The following is a 20,370-nucleotide window of genomic DNA, read 5'->3' as shown; positions in this document are numbered from 1 at the left end:
CTTCCGAGAGCCCCGCCCGGGGCTCCGCAGTCCGGCCGGGGCAGGAACCCCGGCCCAACCGGAAGGATTCGGCCATGCGCAACTCACCGAACCGCCTTATCGCCACCGTCTTCGGAGCTGTCTATCTGCTCGTGGGACTCGTCGGATTCGCCGTGACAGCGGGAATCAGCTTCTTCTCCACCGAAGGCGCGAACCTGATCATCTTCGAAGTCAACCCGCTGCACAACGTGATCCACCTCGCCATCGGCGCCGCCCTGCTCTATGCGGGCCTGAAGAACGTCCAGCTGGCCCGCACCGTCAATGCCGGCGTGGGTGCCGTGTACCTCCTGGTGGGCATCCTCGGCCTGTTCCTCCTCAGCTCGCCGCTGAACATCATTGCCCTCAACGGTGCGGACAACGTGCTGCACCTTGCCAGCGCCGTTCTGCTGCTGGGCGTCGGCCTGTCCATGGACAAGTCCCCCGCTACCGCTCACGCCTAGCGGGCAGCAGAGTCAGCGACCATGCAACGCCAGGCAGCGGCCATGAAAAGCCAGGCACCGGCGGCGGAGGCTCCGCCGCCGGAGGCGCCCGGGAAGACAACTGTGCGGCTGTTCGCAGGTTTCGCAGGTTTCGGCGCCGCTTCCGTCAACCTCGCCGTTTCCTCCAGCCTGTTCGCCGCGGCCGGGACCGGCCGCCCGTGGCTGACCTCCCTTGCCTTGGCTGCCGCCTTGTGGGGGGCGACCCTGCTCGCCTGGACGGTGGCGGCACTGCGGAACGGCAACTTTCCGTTGCCCCGCACGTCCGCCGCCGCGCTCCGGGCAGCCGCAGGCGTCCACGTGCTGGCCATCGTCACGGGCGCAAGCGGCGACAGGGCTGGCCTCAGCCTCAGCCACCTCGCCGCCCTGCTGCTGACCCTCGTGATCATCGCCGCCAAAGCCTGGCTCGGCCGGCAGCCCAGCGGTGATGGCGACGGCGGCGCTGAGGACGACGGCGGCCGCCCCGCCCCCGGCGGAACCGGCACGGCACGGCTCCTCGCCGCCGCCTTCGCCGGCGCCCTGGCCGTCGCGGCCATCGCGACGCCCGGACTCGCGGCATCCACGGCCGGACAGTTCGCCGTCCCGCACGGCAGCCATTCCGGCGACGCGACAGGACACCACGGTCCCTGAAAGCATGCAGCCAAACACACAGAAGCCCTCCGCGCGTCGCGCGGGGGCTTCTGTGTTGCTGGCCGGTCAGCGGCCCGGAGCGTATGCCACAGCGTCACCGGTGGGTAGGCCACAGAGAACGCGTGTCACAGGGTCAGTGGTCAACGGCCTTCTCGGCGCCGACGCCGGTCAGTGAACGGACCTCCATCTCGGCCTGCTTGACGGTGTCCTCCCTCTTCTTGTCCAGGACTGTGCCGAGCCAGCCCAGAAGGAATGCCAGCGGGATGGACACGATGCCCGGGTTGCTGAGCGGGAAGATGGCGAAGTTGGCGCCCGGAAGCATGGACGTCTTGGCTCCGGAGACCACCGGGGACAACACGATCAGGATAATCGCCGATGCGAGGCCGCCGTACATGCTCCAAACCGCGCCCTGGGTGGTGAACCGGCGCCAGAACAGCGAGTAGATGATGGTCGGCAAGTTGGCGGAGGCCGCTACGGCAAACGCGAGCGCCACCAGGAAGGCCACGTTCTGCCCGTTGGCGAAGATGCCGCCGAGGATCGCCATGATTCCGATGACCACCACTGTGCGTCGCGCCACCTTGACCTCGGTGTCGGCGTCGGCCTTTCCCTTGGCAATGACGCTGGCATAGATGTCATGGGCGAAGGACGCCGCAGCAGTGATGGTCAGCCCGGCCACCACGGCGAGGATGGTGGCGAAGGCCACCGCAGAGATGAATCCCAGGAGCAGCGGTCCGCCCAGGTAGAAGGCAAGCAGCGGAGCAGCGGAGTTGACCCCGCCCGGGGCTGCCTTGATGGTGTCGGCACCTACCAGTGCGGCAGCGCCATAGCCCAGGACCAGGGTGAAGAGGTAGAACAGGCCGATCAGCCCGATGGACCACACCACCGACTTCCGGGCCTCCTTGGCCGTGGGCACAGTGTAGAAGCGCATCAGCACGTGCGGCAGGGCGGCCGTGCCGAGGACCAGGGCAAGACCCAGGGACATGAAGTCCAGCTTGGAAGTTTCGGTCTTGCCGTACTGCAGGCCCGGGTTCAGCACTGCCGGGTTCTTCGCGGTTTCCACCGCGCCGCCCAGCAGGTCGGAGAGGTTGAAGCCGTAGATCGCCAGGACCCAGAAGGTCATGACGGCAGCACCCGCGATGAGCAGCATTGCCTTGATGATCTGCACCCACGTGGTTCCTTTCATGCCGCCGATGAGGACGTACATGATCATGAGGGCGCCCACGACGATGATCACGAGGGCCTGGCCGCCCCAGTCGCTGATGCCCAGCAGCAGGGAGATCAGGCTGCCCGCGCCGGCCATCTGGGCGAGGAGGTAGAAGAAGCAGACGGCCAGAGTGGAGATGGCGGCCGCGATACGCACCGGGCGCTGTTTGAGGCGGAAGGAGAGGACATCGGCCATGGTGAACTTGCCGGTGTTGCGGAGCAGTTCCGCCACCAGCAGGAGCGCCACGAGCCACGCGACCAGGAAGCCGATGGAGTACATGAAGCCGTCATAGCCGTTAATGGCGATGGCGCCCGTGATCCCCAGGAACGAGGCCGCGGACAGGTAGTCGCCTGCGATGGCCGTTCCGTTCTGCGATCCGGTGAAGGAACGGCCGGCGGCGTAGTAGTCAGCCGCGGTCTTGTTGTTCCGGCTCGCCCGCAGGACGATCACCATGGTGACCGCGACGAACAGGCCGAAGATCCCCATGTTCAGGAGGGTTGTGTCCTTGAGCGCGGCGACGTCAACCGCTGCCGGGATGCTGATCATTGAGTATCCCCACCCACGCGGTTGCCCGCTTTGTCGAATTCGTGTCCTTCAATACCGTGGCGGATTTCCGCTGCGATGGGGTCCAGCTTCCTGTTGCAGTAGCTGACATACCAGCCCGTGATGGCAAACGTGGTGACGAACTGGAGCAGGCCCATGATCAGCCCCACGTTGATGTTGCCCCACACCTTGGCGGACATGAAGTCGACCGCATAGTCAGCCAGCAGGACGTACGCGAAGTACCACAGCAGGAACGCCGCGGCCATGGGAAAAACAAAGCTGCGGTGGCGCTTGCGCAGTTCCTTGAACTGCTCGGTGGCTTGGACTTCCTCGAAGTCCGCGGACGCCGCGACGTCCGGAGTTCGGGCACTGTTACCCATCGTTCCTCCTCATTGAGACTGTCTCCCACACCGGCCTGCACGCTCCACACCAGTGTGACTCTCATCACTGTGCGCCGATCCCCGGCGGGGTTCCAGTACTTGCGGGAATTCGGTCGCCTAGCGGTCGCGATGCTGCGACAAGCGGCACGCGCTACGCTGGGCAGCATGCCGGAATCCCCTCTCTATGCCGCAGCCGCCGTTGCGGTGATTGCCCTGGCGATTGCCGTCGTCGTCGGGGTTGGCCTCAAGGTGCTCCGCTCCTTCCGCGAGCTGGGCACCGACGCCGAACGTGCCACGTACAACACCCTTCACGCGGCGTCGAAGGCCGGCCGGCACCTGCGGACGGGACTGAACCCGGCCGGTGCAGCGAAGGCCAGCCGGCAGCTCCGGACGCTGCTGGGCTGCGACGCCTTGGCCATCACCGATGTGTCCGGTGTTCTGGCGTGGGACGGGCCCGCCGAAGAACTCCGGCCCCGGCTCATGGAGCTCGCCGCCGACGTGCTGTCCGGCGGGAGGACCCAGGTGTTCAATGCCGCCGATCTGCAGCTGCCGGCCCGGAAGTCCGGTTCCGTTGCAGCCGCCGTCATCGCGCCCATCCGGGCAGGCGCCCGCGTGGTGGGGGTTGTTGCGGCTTTTGCCCCCTCGGCCGGCGCCGGCCTGGTGCGTGCCACCACCGAAGTGGCCGACTGGGTGGCCGCCCAGGTGGAGCTGGCCGAGCTGGACGCGTCCAGGACCCTCCTGATGGAAGCGGAGGTGCGTGCCCTGCGGGCACAGATAAGCCCGCACTTCATCTACAACTCGCTCAACGCCATTGCCTCGTTCATCAACACGGATCCGGCCCGCGCCCGCGAACTGGTGGTGGAGTTTGCGGACTTCACCCGCTACTCGTTCCGGCGGCACGGGGATTTCACCACGCTCGCCGAGGAGCTGCGGTGCATCGACCGGTACCTCCTGCTGGAACGGGCCCGTTTCGGTGACCGGGTGCAGGTGAGCCTGCGGATCGCGCCGGAGGTGTTGAGCACGGTGATACCGTTCCTGAGCCTGCAGCCGCTCGTGGAAAATGCCGTCCGGCACGGCCTGGAGGCGAAGGACGGGCCGGGCCACATCACCATCTCCGCCAACGATTCCGGCGCTTTCGCGGAGGTCACCATAGAGGACGACGGCGTGGGGATGGATCCGGTACAGCTTCAGTCCATGCTGGCCGGGCACATGGACGGTGAACACGTTGGGCTGCGGAACGTCGACGCACGTCTTCGCCAGGTGTACGGCGACGATCATGGCCTGGTGATCGAGACGGCCCCCGGCGAGGGGACGCTGATCACGATGCGGGTCCCCAAGTCCCAGCCTGGTCACAACGCCTGAGCACGGCGCCTGAGAACGGGGCCTGAGAACGGCGGGCCTGGCCGGAAGATAACCTAGAACCATGATTAATGTACTCGTCGCCGACGACGAGCTGCCCGCCATCGAAGAACTCGCCTTCCTGTTGGGCAGGGATGAGAGGATCGGCACCATTCTTCGCGCGTCCTCCGGTGCTGAGGCGCTGCGGGCTCTGGAAACCGAATCCGTGGACGCCGTCTTCCTCGACATCCACATGCCGGCGGTGTCCGGCCTCGACATCGCGAGGGTCATTTCCCGCAGCAGCCGGCCGCCCGCCGTCGTATTTGTCACCGCTGACGAGGACTGCGCCCTCGAGGCATTCGAGCTGGCGGCGGTGGACTACCTGCTGAAGCCCGTCCGGGCGGAGCGGCTGGCCCGCTCGGTGGGCCGGATCAGCGAGCTGATCCGCGACGGCGGCGGCGCCGCACCGGAGATGATCACCGTGGACCAGGGCGGCACCACCAAAATGATCCGGCGCGACGACGTCACCTACGTGCAGGCGCAGGGAGACTATGCGCGGCTGCACACAGCCGATGCCAGCTACCTGATCCGCGTTCCGCTGGCGGATCTTGAACAGCAATGGGCGGACGCAGGCTTCATCCGCACGCACCGCTCCTATCTCATTGCCCTCTCGCACGTCACGCACCTGAAGCTCGCCGCGGTCCGTCCCAGCGTCACCGTGGAGGATGCCGAGCTGCCGATCAGCCGCCGTCTCCTGCCCGCCGTCCGGGAGAAGCTCGAGGCGACCCGGATCCGGCCGCAGGCATGACGCGCGTCAGGGTGACGGCGCCCCGCTCGGCGGCCAGGCCGGCAACCGAGCCCCGGGAGGCCGCCGAGGAATCGGCAATGGGACAGGTGTTTGTCCGGTCCCTGATCCGATCCCAGCTCCGGCTTGCCCTGGTGGTGGCCGGCGGGTTCCTGTTGATCCTCGGCGCGTTTCCCTTGCTGCTCGGTGCCATCCCCGGGCTGGCGGAAACCCGGATTGCGGGGATCCCCTTTGACTGGCTCCTGCTCGGCGCCGGGATCTATCCCGTGACCGGGATCAGCGCCTGGCTGTACATCCGCAGCGCCACGCGAAACGAGGCCCGGTACCGGGACCTCGCCGAGGACAAGTGGTGAGCCGATGAGCCCGGCACTGGGAATCGCCGCCATTGCCGCAGTGTCAGTGGCCACGGCGGTGATCGGTTTCTACGGGCTCCGGATCTCCCGGACCACCGGAGACTTCTACGTAGCTTCCCGCACTGTGCGGCCCTGGTGGAACGCCTCCGCGATCGGCGGCGAGTACCTGTCTGCCGCGAGCTTCCTCGGCGTGGCCGGCCTGATTCTGCTGTCCGGCACGGATGCCCTGTGGTACCCCGCGGGGTACACGGCCGGCTACCTGATGCTCCTGCTGTTTGTGGCGGCCCCGCTCCGGCGCTCGGGGGCCTACACGATTCCGGACTTCACGGAGGCCCGGCTGGATTCCCAGGCCGTGCGGCGGGTGACCAGCCTGGCAGTGGTCATCGTGGGCTGGCTGTACATTGTCCCCCAGCTGCACGGCGCCGCCCTGACGATCCGGACCACCACAGGCCTGCCGCCCTGGGTTGGGTCCACCGCGGTGGTTGTGGTGGTGTGCCTGACGGTGGTTGCCGGCGGAATGCGTTCAATCACTTTTGTGCAGGCATTCCAGTACTGGCTCAAACTCACCGCGCTGGCCGTCCCCATCATCTTCATAGTCCTTGTCCTGGGTGGAAACGACTTCCCCGGCCAGGCCGCCCCTGCCACCAACCCCACGGGCCTGGCCCCGGCCGGCCCGTACCAAAACATCTCGCTTTTGGTGGCGCTGTTGTTCGGAACCCTGGGCCTGCCGCATGTCCTGGTCCGCTTCTACACGAATCCGGACGGGCACTCCGCCCGGCGCACCACCCTGATTGTGCTGGGCCTGCTGTCCGTGTTCTACCTGTTCCCCACGGCCTTCGGACTGCTGGGGCGCGTCTTTGCACCGGAACTCGCCCACACAGGGCAGGCCGACGCCGTGGTGCTGCTGCTGCCGGGACGCCTCATCGGCGGGCCGGCCGGCGAACTGCTTTCCGCACTCGTGGTGGCCGGAGCCTTCGCAGCATTCCTGTCCACGACGTCCGGGCTGGTGGTATCCCTGGCCGGCGTGATCAGCCAGGATGTGCTGGGTGGCAGCGTCCGCGGCTTCCGGCTTGCCGCGCTGGTTTCAGCAGTGGTTCCGCTGGGCCTGGCGTTCACGACGGACTCGCTGGCCCTCGCCGGCAGCGTGGGCCTGGTCTTCGCCTTCACGGCCTCCACGATCTGCCCCGTGCTGCTGCTGGGAATCTGGTGGCGCGGCCTGACCGATGCCGGCGCCATTGCGGGCATGGTGACGGGAGGCGCGCTGTGCGGCGGGGCCATGGTGGCCGGGACGGTGCTCGGGGCGGCCGGGACGCCGTTCTGGCTGGCCCAGCCGGCGGCCTGGACGGTGCCCGCCGCGTTTGCCGTCATGATCCTGACCTCCCGGGCAACCAGTGCACGCGTGCCGCGGACCATCACCAAGGTCATGACCAGGCTGCACACGCCCGAAAGGCCGCTGGCCACGGAACGCTGAGCTGCTGCGAGCGGCGGCCGGTGACGCCGGGCGCCTCCCGTGACGCCGTTCAGTCGATGGCGGCCATCAGTTCGACGACGCGGTCCAGGAAAGCGTCCACCTGGGTTTCCTCGTAGCCGTCCTTGCCGACGGCCTGGCGGAAGACGGCCCGCCGGACGTTGTCGACGCTAAGCGGCTTGTCCTCCTCGAGGTAGCCGATCAGGTCCTTGCAGAGCCTGTCCACGTCCCTGGTGTTGTAGCTCCGTGCCTTCTTCTTGACCGGGCGGCGGAACCTCTCGCCGTCGGGCCGGTGCAGGCGGCCCCGAAGCGTTCCGGAAAGCTGCCCGATCTGCCGAAGCCAGGCTTCCTCCCCCCGCTCCGCGATGAGTTCGTCGCGTTCACGGCGGGCGAAGGCGTCTTCGAGCCGGTCGAGGGCCGCGTCAACGGCCGTGGCGGAGTATCCGCCCTTGACGGGGTCGAAGGACACCGACCGGACGTCAGCGCTCCTGATGGGGTGGACGGCCGCCGCCGGCGTCTCCAGGGACACACGGGCCCGCTGCAGGAACTGGTCTACCTGCTTGGCGTTGTAGCCGTAATCGGTCCGTGACACGCGCTCGAAAGACGCGGGGATCTGCCGCTTGCTGTCCACTCTCACCATGTTTCCTTCAATGCTTTTCAGCTCAGTAGTAACCGCAATATTCTAGGGCGTCGCGTCAGCCGCCGCGGACGCGGCGGAGCAGGCAGGCCCGGAGCGTCAGGCGCCGGACACCAGAACGAACAGCATGTACGCCACCGGGGAGGCGAACACGATCGAGTCCAGCCGGTCCATGACCCCGCCGTGTCCGGGCAGGATGCTGCTCATGTCCTTGATCCCCAGTTCGCGTTTCACCATGGACTCGGCAAGGTCGCCTGCGGTGGCCGACGCAACCATGCCGACGGCCAGGACCACGCCCACCCACCACGGCTTGCCCAGCAGGAAGATGCTGGCCAGGACACCGATCAGCATGGCACCGGCGATGGACCCGGCAAAGCCTTCCCATGACTTCTTGGGGCTGATCTTGGGCGCCATGGGGTGCTTGCCCAGGGATGCGCCCACCAGGTAGCCGAAAGTGTCGTTGGAGACCACGAGCAGGAGCAGGATGACGATCTGCCACGCCCCCTCCGGCACCACCCCGCCGGGCCAGGGGCCTATCGGAGTCACGCCTCCCGCCACATGGAGCGGCAGCGCCGCAAAACTGATCAGGAACGGAACCCAGGCCAGTGTGAAGACGCCGGCGAAGATGCTCCGGGCCGAGCCGGTGGCGCTCTCGACAGACCGCCACAGCAGTACGGCGACGCTGCTGATCAGCATGGCGAACAGCAGGCTTTCCGGTCCGCCGAAGTAGGCGGAGAAGGGCATGGCCACGGTGCCGACCATGACCGGGACGATCGGCAGGCGTGTCCCGTTGGCCTCGAGGGCACGGAAGACTTCCCACACGCCGAAAATGGCAAAGGTCGTGGTGATGGCGACGAAGCCCAGCGGCAGGAACAGCAGGCCGCCCAGCACGGCAAAGAGCATGGCCAATCCGACGGCGGTCGCCGCCGGCAGGTTACGCCCGGCCCCGGGGGTCGGGTTGGGCCTCGGCTGACGGGTCCGCGATCGCGCCCGCGCTCCGGGGGCCTGCTGTGCCTGGCCCATCAGACTTCGAGCAGCTCTGCTTCCTTGCGCTTGAGCAGCTCGTCGATGCCGTCGACGTGCTGCTTGGTGATGGCGTCGAGTTCCTTTTCGCCGCGGCTGCCTTCGTCCTCCCCCGCCTCGCCGTCCTTGACAAGCCTGTCCAGGGTTTCCTTGGCCTTGCGCCGGATGTTGCGGATCGAGATCTTGGCGTCCTCACCCTTGGCCTTCACGATCTTGACGTATTCCTTGCGGCGTTCCTTCGTGAGCTCCGGGATGGTGATGCGGATGACGTTGCCGTCGTTGGACGGGTTGGCGCCGACCTCCGAATCGCTGAGGGCCCGTTCGATGTCGCGCAGGGCCGTCTTGTCGTACGGGGTGATGAGGATGGTGCGGGCATCGGGGACCGCGAAGGAAGCCAGCTGCTGGAGCGGCGTGGGGGTGCCGTAGTACTCCACCATCACCTTGTTGTACAGGCCCGGAGTTGCCCGGCCGGTCCGGATCGAGGCGAAGTCTTCCTTGGCTACCTCAACCGCCTTGTCCATCTTGTCCCCGGCTTCGAGCAAGGTTTCTTCGATCACGATCTCTCCTCAGAAATTGGTTCCCGGCGGACCGGGGCATTTCGAAATCCAGGTTCCGCCCGATGGACGGAACCTTCCTAAAATATCCTAGCTGTAACTAGGGGGTGACCAGGGTTCCCATCTGTTCGCCGCGGATGGCGCGGGTGACGTTGCCTTCGCCTTCCATGCCGAAGACCACCATGGACAGGTTGTTGTCCTTGCACATGGTCATCGCGGTCTGGTCCATGACCCGGATGTCGCGGCGGAGGGCGTCGTCGTAGCTGAGCTTTTCCAGCTTCTCGGCGCTCGGGTCCTTCTTCGGATCGGCCGTGTACACGCCGTCCACACCGCTCTTGGCCATCAGCACCACGTCCGCGTGGACCTCGAGGGCGCGCTGGGCGGCCACCGTGTCGGTCGAGAAGTAGGGCAGGCCTGCCCCGGCGCCGAAGATCACGACGCGGTTCTTCTCCATGTGCCGGATTGCGCGGCGGGGAATGTAGGCCTCGGCCACCTGGCCCATGGTGATGGCGCTCTGGACCCGGGTCTCGACGCCGGCCTGCTCAAGGAAGTCCTGCAGGGCGAGGCAGTTCATGACGGTTCCCAGCATGCCCATGTAGTCGGCGCGCGACCGGTCCATGCCGCTCTGGGACAGCTCGGCTCCGCGGAAGAAGTTACCGCCACCCACCACAATGGCAACCTCGACGTCGGGAACGGCTGCGGCTATCTGCTTGGCAACTCCCCGGACGGTGTCCGGGTCAACGCCCAGCTTGCCTCCTCCGAAGACCTCGCCGGACAGCTTCAGGAGGACCCGGCGCCTGTTCTTCTCTGGCTGGACTGAAGTTTTGACGGCTTCCATGGTGCCTTCCCGTTGGTGAACTCTGAGCTAGATTATCGTGCTGCACGGCCAAAGCTCATATTCCCGCTTGGCCGGTGCATGCAAAAGGGGCGGCCACCGAAGTGACCACCCCCTTGCGTGTCTGACTAGGAGCCGACGCGAAAACGCGTGAAGGCGGTTCCCTTGACGCCGGCCTCTTCGAGGACCTGCGCAACAGACTTCTTGGCATCCTTGGCGAAAGCCTGGTCAACCAGGACTTCACCCTTGTAGAAGCCCGTAACGCGGCCTTCCACGATCTTGGTCATGGCGGCTTCGGGCTTGCCTTCGGCCTTGGCGGTCTCCTCGGCGATGCGGCGCTCGGACTCAACGAGTTCAGCCGGAACGTCCTCGCGGGAGAGGTAGTTCGGAGCCATGGCTGCGATGTGGACTGCAACGTCGTGCGCTGCGGTAACAGCCGCTTCGCCTTCGCCGTCAACAGCGAACAGCACGCCGACCTGGGCCGGGAGGTCCTTGGAGGTCTTGTGCAGGTAAGCGTCGACCGTGGTGCCCTCGATGCGGGAGATGCGGCGGACCACTACCTTCTCGCCGAGGACAGCGCCCTCTTCGACAACAACCTCGGACAGCGGCTTGCCGTCCACGTCGGTGGCGAGCAGGGTCTCGAGGTCGGCTGCGCCGGATTCGACGGCGATGGCGAGGACCCTGTCGGCCAGCTGGATGAACTTGTCAGCCTTGGCGACGAAGTCGGTCTCGCAGTTGACCTCGATCATTACGCCCACGCCGCCGTCGACCTTGGCAGCAACCAGGCCTTCAGCAGTGGAGCGGCCTTCGCGCTTGGTAGCGCCCTTGAGGCCCTTGATGCGGATGATCTCGATCGCCTTCTCGGCGTCGCCGTTGGCTTCGTCGAGAGCCTTCTTGACATCCATCATGCCGGCGCCGGTGCGCTCGCGCAGAGCCTTGATATCAGCGGCAGTGTAGTTCGCCATGTGAACCCCTCTGTCTAGAAAATTTATGTGGTGTACGGACCGACAGGACGGCAGCTCACCTGGTGAGCCGCCATCCTGTCAGTTACCCCGGCACTGTGGACAGCGCCGGGAAATCCCGGTGGAGTTGTTTACTTCTCGGCGTCGGTGGCCTCGGCAGCTGCCGGGGCTTCCTCTGCAGTGGGAGCAGCTTCAGCGGCCGGCGCTTCGGCGGCTGCCGGGGCTTCCTCGGACTTGCTGCCCTCGAGGAGTTCGCGCTCCCACTCGGCCAGCGGCTCTTCCGGGGTCTCGGCCGTGCCGGTTGCGCGCTGGTTGCGGGCGATGAGGCCCTCTGCAACAGCGTCAGCCACAACGCGGGTCAGGAGGTTCACGGAGCGGATGGCGTCGTCGTTGCCCGGGATCGGGAAGTCGACTTCATCGGGGTCGCAGTTGGTGTCCAGGATGGCCACAACGGGGATGTTGAGCTTCTTGGCTTCGTCAACGGCGAGGTGTTCCTTCTTGGTGTCCACGATCCAGAGCACAGAGGGTGCCTTGGTCAGGTTCCGGATACCGCCGAGGTTGGACTCAAGCTTGGTGAGTTCGCGGCGAAGGAGCAGCAGTTCCTTCTTCGTGTAAGCGGAACCGGCGACGTCGTCGAAGTCGATCTCTTCGAGTTCCTTCATGCGCTGGATACGCTTGGCAACCGTCTGGAAGTTGGTCAGCATACCGCCGAGCCAACGCTGGTTGACGTACGGCTGGCCAACACGGGTGGCCTGCTCGGCAATTGCTTCCTGAGCCTGCTTCTTGGTGCCGACGAAGAGTACGGTTCCGCCGTGCGCGACGGTGGCCTTCACGAACTCGTAGGCGCGGTCGATGTAGGACAGCGACTGCTGCAGGTCAATGATGTAGATGCCGTTGCGCTCCGTGAAGATGAAGCGCTTCATCTTCGGGTTCCAACGACGGGTCTGGTGTCCAAAGTGGACGCCGCTGTCAAGCAGCTGGCGCATAGTTACGACGGGCATGCCGACGCTCCTTCCGGCAGGTCATTCATGAGAGAGCCCATAAGCCGCTCTTACCCTGCCAATAGTTGACGGTTATTTAGCTTCGCCCAGGCGGGCCAAGCTCCTGGCATCCATTGCGCTTCTCATCAGGACCGTTGCCGGGCCTGACCGCAAGAGGCACAATCCTCCTCGGCGGGAAGCATCGGCTTCCGGTTTTGGAGGGCTGGATACGCGTAGTCAGCTGCTGCTCCCCCGCACTCCTGAATGGGGCGTGCTGACGCTACCCAAGAGACTGGAATACGTTGAGGGCACAGCAAACTGCTCCACCAAGTGTACTACAGGGGCACGCGGCAAAAGCACCAGTTCCGGGGCTGCCGGCGGCGTTTTCCACATACGCCAAAGACGGGGTTCCGGCCGCCGCTCCAGGCGGCGAAGCTGGCTGAATGAAAGCTCCCGCGCTCGTGGCACTCCTCCTCCTGGCAGCTGCCGCAACAGCACCCTCAACCGCCCCTGCCGCCGGCGCTCCGGCTGCCCCCGTCAGCTTCAGCGCCTCGCCGTCGCCGTCGGCAGGCTCGTGGAGCTGGCCGCTGACTCCCCGGCCGGCGGTCCTGCGCGCCTTCGACCCGCCGGACAAGCCGTGGCTGAGCGGCCACCGGGGCGTGGACCTGAAGTCCGCGTCCGACGGCGGACCGGTCACCGCACCGGAGTCGGGCACCGTGAGCTTTGTGGGCGTCGTGGTGGACCGGCCCGTCATCACCGTGGACCACGGCAACGGCCTGCGGAGCAGCTTCGAACCCGTAGCGAGCACCCTGGCGAAAGGCGATGCGGTGGCCAAAGGCGAGATCCTGGGCACGCTTCTCGCCGGGCACTGCGGTCCGACGCCCTGCGTTCACTGGGGCGTGCGCCGCGGAGACGAGTACGTCAACCCGCTGGAATTCGTCCTTGATCTGCGGCCGTCGGTACTGCTGCCCCTGGACGGAGGGCCGTCCGGCTGACCCGCGATCGGGCGGAATTACGGGCGGCTTACTGTCGGGACTAGACGATGGCCGAGATGCCGGTGATGGCCCGTCCGGTCACAAGCGTGTTTATCTCATGGGTGCCCTCGTACGAGTAGATGGCCTCCGCGTCGGCGAAGATCTTGGCCATCTCAAAGTCGGTCACGATGCCGTTTCCGCCGAGCAGGCTGCGGCCAATGGCCACGCTCTCGCGCATCCGGGCCGTGGTGAAAGCCTTGGCCAGGGCGGACTGCTCGTCCTTGGCCTGGCCCGCGTCTTCGAGCTGGGAAAGCCGGACCATCATGCCCATGGAGCTGACGGCGTTGCCCAGGATCTGGACCAGCTGGCTCTGCACCAGCTGGAACGACGCGAGGGGGCGTCCGAACTGATGACGCTCCACGGAGTAGCGCCGGGCGACATCGAAGGCCGCAAGCTGCTGTCCCACGGCCTGCCACGCGACCGCGARGCGGGTGACCTTCAGGACTTTGTTGGTGTCGCGGAAGCTGTTGGCATGGGAGAGTTTGAAGAAGTCCGGAACTGCCACATCCGTGAGCGTGATGTCCGCGTTCTGCACGGTCCGCAGCGATATCTTGTTTTCGATCTTGGCGGAGCTGAACCCGGCCAGCGTGGTGTCCACGAGGAAAGCCTTCACCTGGTTGTCGGCCACGTCTTTCGCGTAGATGACTACCCAGTCGGAAAAGGTCGCGTTCCCGATCCAGCGCTTGGCGCCATTGAGGATCCAGTGGTCACCCTCGCGCCTGGCCGTAGTGCGCGTACCGCCCGCAACGTCGGAGCCGCCCAGGGGTTCCGTCAGGCCGAAGGCGCCGATCTTCCTGAGCGAGTAGATGTCCGGCAGCCAGGCGTCCTGCTGCTCGCGGGAGGCGAGCGCCTCGATGGACCCGGTGAAGAGGCCGTCGTGGACACCCATGAACGTGGCAATGGATGTGTCCGCTCGCGTGACCTCGGCGTGCACGATGCCCGCGAAGAGGTTGGAGTGGCCCTGCCGGCGCACCGGGCTGACCAGGTCGATCTCGGCGAGCTTCGGGATCAGCTCCATCGGAAACTCGCCACGGTTCCAGCAGTCCACCGCAATCGGTTTCACTTCGCGGGCGAGGAAGGCGCGGATCTCGGCCAGCCTGTCCTGCTCCTTGTTGCTGAGCATCTGTTCGAAGGCGAAGAAGTCGCCGTCGGCGTAGGGCAGGTCGTTGATGTCGCTTGCAGCTGTGGACATGATGTTCCTTCGCGGGTGATCAGCGGCGGCCTGAGAACCGCACGCCTTGCGTCAGCAGTATGTTACTGGTGAGTAACTTACCGCAGATGCGAAGAGAAACAAAGCCGCCGCAGCAAGCGATTTCTATCCCGTCCGTACTCCCCGCTCCTCTTCCTTTCCAAACATGGCCGCGAACAGGAGGGCCAACACGAATACCAGGTAGCTGACGCTGAACGCGATGAACCAATTCGCAGGGCCGTACACCATGCCAGTCACGACGATTACAAGGCAAAGAAAGAGGGCAAGCAGATTCAAGACGACTGCAAGTTCACGCCATCTGGAGAGTCGCCTCCGCACCTTCCGCCGGGGGACATTGGCGGGAGACAACCTGTCCTCAAGCGCCAGGAAAACCAACAGTGCAGGAATGACCTGTGCCAGCACGCCCGCAGCATCGCTATCGATATCCATGGCGCCAGCATAGGGACAAGACTGGCTGCGGTGGCGAAGACCAATGGCATGAAGCAAGAACTTTAAAAATGAAAGAGCCCCCGATCCGCGTTTCCTCGCGTCGGGGGCTCTCTTCGGGTAGGGCTACTCGGACTTGAACCGAGGACCTTAGGATTATGAGTCCCGCGCTCTAACCAGCTGAGCTATAGCCCCGTGCCCCTGCTACCGCGTGCCCCGACGCAGGTGCATCACCGGGGCCCGCCATCTGCAGGGCAGAAACACTCTAGCAAACTGGTGGCCGGCTTTAGACCACCTTCGCTTTAGACCACCTTGTCGTCGTAGCTCGCGCCGCGGTACAGGTCCTCGAATGTCTGAAGGGTCCCCTGGATGCTGTGGGGCTCCACCATGCAGCGGCTGGCGTGCCCCATGGCCTTCCGCTCCTCGGCCGGCAGGCGCAGGATCCTCGTCAGCTTCTCTGTCAGGTCAGCACTGTCATTGGGCGTGAACAGGTAGCCGTTCTCACCGTCCCGCACCAGGTGCGGAAGGGCCATGGCGTCGGCCAGCAGCACCGGCGTGGACGCGGACATCGCCTCAAGGGTCACCAGCGACTGCAGCTCCGCGGTTCCCGGCATGCAGAAGATATCCGCCTTGATGTACGCCTCGCGCAGGTCCTCGTCGCTGGCCATGCCCAGGAACTTCACCCGGTTCTGCAGCCCGAGCCGCTCCACGAGTGCCTCAAGGGCCGGGCGGACTTCCCCGCCGCCCACGATCTCCAGGTGCACGTTCAGATCCGCGGGGCTGGCCGCCACGGCCCTGATCAGCACATCGACGTGTTTCTCCTCCGCCAGCCGGCCCGCAAAAAGCACCGTGGGGTTGGCGTGCGGCTCAATGACCTCGTCCGGCCTGGGCTCGTAGGCCGCGGAGTCGATGCCGTTGGACAGCGGCAGGACCTTGCGCAGGAACGCGTGCTGGTGCATGGCCTTGGCGGCCAGCGGCGTCGGCGTGGTCACGACGTCCGCCTTGCCCATCACCTTGCCCATGTCCTTCCAGGAGATCTTCCCGATGATGTCCTTGAACCACTGCGGGAACGGCAGGAACGGGTTGAGGTTCTCAGGCATGAAGTGGTTGGTAGCAACGATCCGGATGCCGCGCTTTTCGGCTTCGTACAGCACGTGCTCGCCGATCATGTAGTGGCTCTGGATGTGCACCACGTCCGGCTGAACCTTGTCGAACAGCAGGCTGATCTCCTTCTTGATCTCCCACGGGAAGCAGATCCGGAAGTACTCGTGTGTGAAGACACCGTGCGAGCGAAGCCGGTGGACGGTGCCTTCCTTGCGGAATTCGGTGAAGCTCCTGCCCGTGTCCGCGCGGGGGGCGAGGACGTGGACGTTGTGTCCGCGGCCCGTCATTCCCTTGGCCAGCCTGTAGCCGAACTGTGCGGCGCCGTTGACGTGGGGCGGATAGGTGTCCGCCGCAATGAGGATGGTCAGTGGGCGCTGGGCATCGGGCATGGTCACGTGGAGAGCTCCTGGTGGTCACGGTGCGGTCGGCTTCGGCTGACCGTCCCTGGTGGCCGCTGGCGCGTTGGCGCCTGGCCCGCAGTGAAAAATCGGCTAGTGGGATGCCCTGCCTGCGGCCTTCCGAGCGTCTTTCTTCCGCTTGGTGACCTCAGGATGGTGCCTGGAGAGGGCTATCACTCCCACGATAGCAAGGGTTGCGGCTGTACCCATGGCAATCGCCATGACGGCGTGGACATCCGGACGCAGCTCGCCCAGGATGGCGATGCCGATCGCGATGCCCACGATGGGGTCGATCACCGTCAGCCCGGCAATCACGAGGTCCGGCGGACCGGTGGAGTAGGCGCTCTGCACAAACCAGGATCCCAGGCCGCCGGCCGCTGCAATGGCAAGCACCGAGTACCACTGCACGTTCAGCAGGCCCAGGCCGTTCGGATCGAGGAGGTGCTTGCCGATGATCCGGGTCAGCACCGCCACGAACCCGAACAGGACACCGGCGCCAAGGATGTAGATGAAGGCGCTCATGCGGTGCTTGAACATGGCCGCCAGGGTGCCGAAGATGCTCACGGCCAGGGCAAGCAGCAGAACAACGGTGAGTTCGTCGTCGGAACTGACATGGTGGTTTTCCTGCGTAACGTTCACGGCAAGGAGGACGAACAGTGCAGAGCCCGTGACACACGCAGAGATCGCCACCACCGTGGCCCGGTTGATGCTCAGCCCCTGGTCCTTGGCGTTCACCACGGTGGTGATTACCAGGGCGATGGCTCCGATCGGCTGCACGACCGTCAGCGGGGCCGACACCAGGGCGACGGAGTTCATCGCCATTCCCATGCACAAGAGCAGGAGCCCGAAGACCCACCGGGGATTCCGCAGAAGGCGCAGGAATCCGTTGGAGCTGAGCGCTAACCCGCCGGTATCGGCTTTGACCGCACTCCCCTGCCGCTGGGCCCCGAAGGCCAGGCAAAATGCGCCCATCACCGCAAGGAAAACCGCAACCCCCACCATCAGCCGTGCCCGCCGTCGTCGGCTTTAAGTGTTTCGCCCTTCCGGCGGATGGCCCAGAAGTAGTTGTAAGCGGCCACCCAGTGGCCGATCAGCCCCAGGCCGAGCACTATCCACGCCGCAACGAAGTAGGCATCGGCAAAGGGGATGGAGAGCTTCGAGAGCACCAGGAGTGGAGTGCCCAGCAGCAGCAGTCCGGTGCGGGCCTTGCCGACCGTGCTGACAGGCAGATCCGGATGGCCGTGGAAATAGAACAGCGACATGGTGAGCAGCACGGCATCCGGCACCACGAGTGCGGCCAGGTACCACCACTGGACCACTCCTGCTATCACCAGCGTGACCGCCACGGCTATCAACGCCAGCCGGTCGGCAATGGGGTCCAGGACGCGGCCCAGCTTGGAGGCCTGGTTGAACCGCCGGGCGACGTACCCGTCCACCCAGTCGGTGCTGCCCATGATGGCCAGCACCAGAACAGCGAGTCCGTACTCCTTCCGGGCGAGCACGAGCCAGATGAAGAGCGGCACGCCCATGAAGCGCAGCACGGTGAGGAGGTTAGGGACAGTGAAGACCAGATCGCGGTCGACGTGCGGCTGGCCGGGTCGGGAACCAGCGCCGATGAACCTCATCCGGTCCCCCTCTCCGTGGCGGGCGGCGTCTTCCTGTCAAAGTTCAGGGCGGCGCTCAGCTCTTGAACAGTTTGCGCAGCAGGGCGAGCAGGACGGCGGCGGATGCGGCGAGGGCGAGCAGCGGCTTCCACCGGGCTTCAAGCTGCCCGGGCAGGGAACCTGAGGCTTCTCCGGAGCGGTCCGATGATGACAGGGACGCAAGCTTCCCGGCCGCCCGCTCCTTGCCTTCCCGGAGCTTGTCCCTGCCGTTGTCCAGGCGGTGCCGGGCAACGGCGAGCAGGGCCTGGGCCTGCGGCTTGACGTCGACTTCCTCGCCAAGCTCGTCACGGACGCCCTTGAGGTGTTCACGGCGCTGGTGCAGGCGGCGGCGGAGTTCGGGCTCGGTGGGCGCGGGCAGCTCAATCGCCTCGGCTGCTGCCTTGGCTTCCTTGTCTGCCTTCTCCTTGGCCTTGGCCGCTTCCTTGGCTTCCTTGGCCGCCTTGGCCTGCGGTGAGTTCGGGTCCAGCACGGCGGGGTCGAAGTCCGAGCCTTCCTTGGCGATTCCAAGATCGTGCTTGAGGCCGCGGATAGTGTCCTCCGGGACGAGCGGCATGGCCTTCTTGAACTTCCGGAGGCCGATGAGCCCGCCGATGAGGGCAATGAGCAGGAATAAGGCGCATACGAGCAGTGCCGCGAGCCAGGCGGGCATGATGGTGGCAAGTCCCATGATCGCGGCGACGATCAGTCCGGTCAGCAGGAAGGCGGCGAACACGGCCGCTACCCCGAAGAACGCTCCTGCAACGCCCAGCTGCTTGCCCTTGCGCTTGACCTCGACCTTGGCCAGGGCGATTTCGTCGTTGAGCTGGCGCGGCGCCAGTTGGAAGATGAGTTTCAACGTTTTTGGCAGCGCAGTAATACGCAATCCCTGGTTGGCCCGCCCGCTGTGACGCCCGCTCATAGGTTCCGCCTAACTGGTTCCATCATCGATTCTTCTTCGGCTTATCCGGGGCGGACTGTGGCTCAGCGCGTCCCCGCTGACAAAGCTATCATTCAGGGTCATCCGCAACTTCTGGAATTACTGTCCGGCGAGCCCTCCAACGCTGTAAAAGTATGATCTTTGCACCCTAGGATTGGTCTCTGTGACCACCATCAACCCGGGCGATGCCCTAAGCCGCCGCCAGAAGTTCCTCTACATCCTCCTTCTTGGCGCCCTCACGGCCCTGGGTCCGTTCACCGTGGACCTCTATCTGCCCGCCTTCCCCGCGCTGGAGTCGAGTCTGGGAGTATCAGAGGCCGCGGTCCAGCTGACCCTGACCGGCACAACGCTCGGCTTTGCGCTGGGACAGCTGGTGGTCGGGCCGTTCAGCGACAAGTTCGGCCGCAGGATGCCCCTCATCCTGGCGACCGCCCTGCATATCGCCGCCTCGGTCGGGGCCGCGCTTTCCACGGACATAACCACGCTGGGCCTTTTCCGTGTGCTGATGGGCATTGGCGCAGCGGGCGGCGGCGTGGTGGCCATGGCCATGGTGCGCGACCTCTTCAGCGGCTACGCCATGGTCCGGATGTTCTCACGCATGGCCCTGGTCAACGGGCTGGCCCCCATCCTGGCGCCCGTCATCGGATCGCAGCTTCTCCTGGTCATGCCGTGGCCGGGCATCTTCGTGTTCCTGGCGTGCTACGGCACGGTGGTGATCGTCGCCGCGATGTTCCTGGTCCGCGAGACACTGCCGCGAGAGAAGCGCGGCCAGTCGGGCCTGACGGCCAGGCAGCGGTACCGTGCGCTCTTTTCCGACCGGATCTTCGTTGGCCTGCTCATGCTCGGCGGCATGAACTTCGCCGGGCTGTTCACGTACCTCTCCGCGTCACCGTTCCTGTTCCAGGACATCTACGGATTCACGCCGCAGCAGTACGGCCTGCTGTTCGGCGTGAACTCCCTGGGCATCGTGGCCGGAGTCCAGACCAGCTCCAGACTCATCCGCCGGGTGCCCCCGCAGTGGATCCTCGCCGGCTCCACCGCCTGGATGTTTCTGATGGCTGCCCTGATCGTCATCTTCGACCAGCTGGGCTTCGGGCTCTGGGGCGTGATGGTGCCGCTGTGGTTCTACATCCTCGGTACCGGCTTCACCTTCCCGAGCGTGCAGGTCCTGGCACTGTCCAGCCACGGCGCGCAGGCCGGCACTGCCGCTTCTCTGCTGGGCGCCTCCACCTTCATGATGGCCGGCATCATCTCGCCCGTGGTTGGCTGGCTGGGCGGCAGCTCCGCCACTCCCATGGGTGCCGTCCAGGCCTGCTGCATCCTCCTCGCCGCCGCAGCCCTGTGGATCGTGGTCCGGCCCAGGACAGTCCCGTCCATCCACTAGGCCCCGG

Annotated in this window: 22 protein-coding genes and 1 tRNA gene; 8 read left to right on the top strand and 15 right to left on the bottom strand. The window is 65.7% G+C overall.

The annotated features are described in order from the left end of the window. Positions 1–74: 74 nt before the first annotated feature. The gene (locus tag ASG92_RS14575) at positions 75–479 is read left to right on the top strand and encodes a DUF4383 domain-containing protein (RefSeq protein WP_056629532.1); all 405 of its coding nucleotides are present in this window, start codon (positions 75–77) and stop codon (positions 477–479) included. Positions 480–500: 21 nt separating this feature from the next. Continuing rightward, entirely contained in the window at positions 501–1,145 is a 645-nt protein-coding gene (locus tag ASG92_RS14570) for a hypothetical protein (protein ID WP_056629530.1), read from the top strand. Positions 1,146–1,278: 133 nt separating this feature from the next. On the opposite strand, the gene ASG92_RS14565 is transcribed toward ASG92_RS14570, so the two are convergent. Both ASG92_RS14565 and ASG92_RS14560 read right to left on the bottom strand, forming a co-directional pair. After that, positions 1,279–2,895, bottom strand: a complete 1,617-nt coding sequence (locus ASG92_RS14565; RefSeq protein ID WP_056629528.1) for a sodium/solute symporter — start codon at positions 2,893–2,895, stop codon at positions 1,279–1,281. Next, positions 2,892–3,272 carry a DUF485 domain-containing protein gene (locus tag ASG92_RS14560; protein WP_056629526.1) on the bottom strand — a complete coding sequence of 127 codons (381 nt, stop codon included), beginning with the start codon at positions 3,270–3,272 and terminating at the stop codon, positions 2,892–2,894. Before ASG92_RS14560 ends, ASG92_RS14565 begins: the two co-directional genes overlap by 4 nt. Before the next feature lie 165 nt (positions 3,273–3,437). Between ASG92_RS14560 and ASG92_RS14555 the strand changes: the two genes are divergently transcribed. The 4 genes from ASG92_RS14555 (at position 3,438) to ASG92_RS14540 (ending at position 7,239) form a co-directional block, all read left to right on the top strand. Further along, complete coding sequence (locus ASG92_RS14555; protein ID WP_056629680.1) at positions 3,438–4,634, top strand: histidine kinase; 1,197 nt, start codon at positions 3,438–3,440, stop codon at positions 4,632–4,634. Positions 4,635–4,695: 61 nt separating this feature from the next. Beyond that, positions 4,696–5,418: a LytTR family DNA-binding domain-containing protein gene (locus ASG92_RS14550; protein WP_056629524.1), complete on the top strand. Its 723-nt coding sequence runs from the start codon at positions 4,696–4,698 to the stop codon at positions 5,416–5,418. Continuing rightward, the gene (locus ASG92_RS14545) at positions 5,415–5,768 is read left to right on the top strand and encodes a hypothetical protein (protein ID WP_056629522.1); all 354 of its coding nucleotides are present in this window, start codon (positions 5,415–5,417) and stop codon (positions 5,766–5,768) included. The genes ASG92_RS14550 and ASG92_RS14545 overlap by 4 nt, the downstream gene beginning before the upstream one ends. A gap of 4 nt (positions 5,769–5,772) precedes the next feature. Next, complete coding sequence (locus ASG92_RS14540; protein ID WP_056629520.1) at positions 5,773–7,239, top strand: cation acetate symporter; 1,467 nt, start codon at positions 5,773–5,775, stop codon at positions 7,237–7,239. A gap of 49 nt (positions 7,240–7,288) precedes the next feature. On the opposite strand, the gene ASG92_RS14535 is transcribed toward ASG92_RS14540, so the two are convergent. The 6 genes from ASG92_RS14535 to rpsB all read right to left on the bottom strand — a co-directional run bounded on the left by ASG92_RS14535 (position 7,289) and on the right by rpsB (position 12,248). Then, positions 7,289–7,873 carry a DivIVA domain-containing protein gene (locus tag ASG92_RS14535; RefSeq protein ID WP_056629677.1) on the bottom strand — a complete coding sequence of 195 codons (585 nt, stop codon included), beginning with the start codon at positions 7,871–7,873 and terminating at the stop codon, positions 7,289–7,291. 99 nt (positions 7,874–7,972) lie between these two features. Continuing rightward, positions 7,973–8,896, bottom strand: a complete 924-nt coding sequence (locus ASG92_RS14530) for a phosphatidate cytidylyltransferase (protein ID WP_056629518.1) — start codon at positions 8,894–8,896, stop codon at positions 7,973–7,975. Then, on the bottom strand, positions 8,896–9,453 hold the full coding sequence (gene frr / locus ASG92_RS14525) for a ribosome recycling factor (RefSeq protein WP_056629516.1): 558 nt from the start codon (positions 9,451–9,453) through the stop codon (positions 8,896–8,898). Before frr ends, ASG92_RS14530 begins: the two co-directional genes overlap by 1 nt. 97 nt (positions 9,454–9,550) lie before the next feature. Continuing rightward, positions 9,551–10,288 (bottom strand): UMP kinase, encoded by a 738-nt coding sequence (gene pyrH, locus ASG92_RS14520; RefSeq protein ID WP_056629513.1) that lies wholly within the window; start codon positions 10,286–10,288, stop codon positions 9,551–9,553. 125 nt (positions 10,289–10,413) lie between these two features. Next, the gene (tsf, locus tag ASG92_RS14515; protein WP_056629511.1) at positions 10,414–11,250 is read right to left on the bottom strand and encodes a translation elongation factor Ts; all 837 of its coding nucleotides are present in this window, start codon (positions 11,248–11,250) and stop codon (positions 10,414–10,416) included. 128 nt (positions 11,251–11,378) lie between these two features. Next, positions 11,379–12,248, bottom strand: a complete 870-nt coding sequence (gene rpsB, locus ASG92_RS14510; protein WP_056629509.1) for a 30S ribosomal protein S2 — start codon at positions 12,246–12,248, stop codon at positions 11,379–11,381. Between the two features lie 422 nt (positions 12,249–12,670). On the opposite strand from rpsB, the gene ASG92_RS14505 reads away from it, so the two are divergent. After that, positions 12,671–13,222 carry a M23 family metallopeptidase gene (locus tag ASG92_RS14505; RefSeq protein ID WP_056629505.1) on the top strand — a complete coding sequence of 184 codons (552 nt, stop codon included), beginning with the start codon at positions 12,671–12,673 and terminating at the stop codon, positions 13,220–13,222. 40 nt (positions 13,223–13,262) lie between these two features. On the opposite strand, the gene ASG92_RS14500 is transcribed toward ASG92_RS14505, so the two are convergent. The 7 genes from ASG92_RS14500 to ASG92_RS14475 all read right to left on the bottom strand — a co-directional run bounded on the left by ASG92_RS14500 (position 13,263) and on the right by ASG92_RS14475 (position 18,961). Then, on the bottom strand, positions 13,263–14,453 hold the full coding sequence (locus ASG92_RS14500) for an acyl-CoA dehydrogenase family protein (protein WP_056629503.1): 1,191 nt from the start codon (positions 14,451–14,453) through the stop codon (positions 13,263–13,265). A 123-nt stretch (positions 14,454–14,576) separates the two neighbouring features. Then, positions 14,577–14,900: a hypothetical protein gene (locus ASG92_RS27385; RefSeq protein ID WP_082579507.1), complete on the bottom strand. Its 324-nt coding sequence runs from the start codon at positions 14,898–14,900 to the stop codon at positions 14,577–14,579. A gap of 118 nt (positions 14,901–15,018) precedes the next feature. After that, a tRNA-Ile gene (locus ASG92_RS14495) sits at positions 15,019–15,092 on the bottom strand. A 107-nt stretch (positions 15,093–15,199) separates the two neighbouring features. Then, positions 15,200–16,396, bottom strand: coding sequence for a glycosyltransferase (locus ASG92_RS14490; RefSeq protein ID WP_056629501.1), 1,197 nt, complete (start codon positions 16,394–16,396; stop codon positions 15,200–15,202). 96 nt (positions 16,397–16,492) lie between these two features. Further along, entirely contained in the window at positions 16,493–17,401 is a 909-nt protein-coding gene (locus ASG92_RS14485; RefSeq protein ID WP_056629499.1) for a DMT family transporter, read from the bottom strand. Beyond that, complete coding sequence (locus ASG92_RS14480) at positions 17,401–18,024, bottom strand: CDP-alcohol phosphatidyltransferase family protein (RefSeq protein ID WP_056629497.1); 624 nt, start codon at positions 18,022–18,024, stop codon at positions 17,401–17,403. The genes ASG92_RS14485 and ASG92_RS14480 overlap by 1 nt, the downstream gene beginning before the upstream one ends. Positions 18,025–18,079: 55 nt before the next feature. Further along, on the bottom strand, positions 18,080–18,961 hold the full coding sequence (locus ASG92_RS14475) for a phage holin family protein (protein WP_056629495.1): 882 nt from the start codon (positions 18,959–18,961) through the stop codon (positions 18,080–18,082). Positions 18,962–19,133: 172 nt separating this feature from the next. Here ASG92_RS14475 and ASG92_RS14470 point away from each other — a divergent pair, with 172 nt between their 5' ends. Further along, entirely contained in the window at positions 19,134–20,363 is a 1,230-nt protein-coding gene (locus ASG92_RS14470; protein ID WP_056629494.1) for a multidrug effflux MFS transporter, read from the top strand. Positions 20,364–20,370 lie beyond the last annotated feature (7 nt).

The sequence above is a fragment of the Arthrobacter sp. Soil736 genome (assembly GCF_001428005.1).
In the GTDB taxonomy this organism is placed as follows: domain Bacteria; phylum Actinomycetota; class Actinomycetes; order Actinomycetales; family Micrococcaceae; genus Arthrobacter.
The sequence above is the reverse complement of the archived record's forward strand: the minus strand, read 5'-3'. Positions and strand labels throughout refer to the sequence as shown.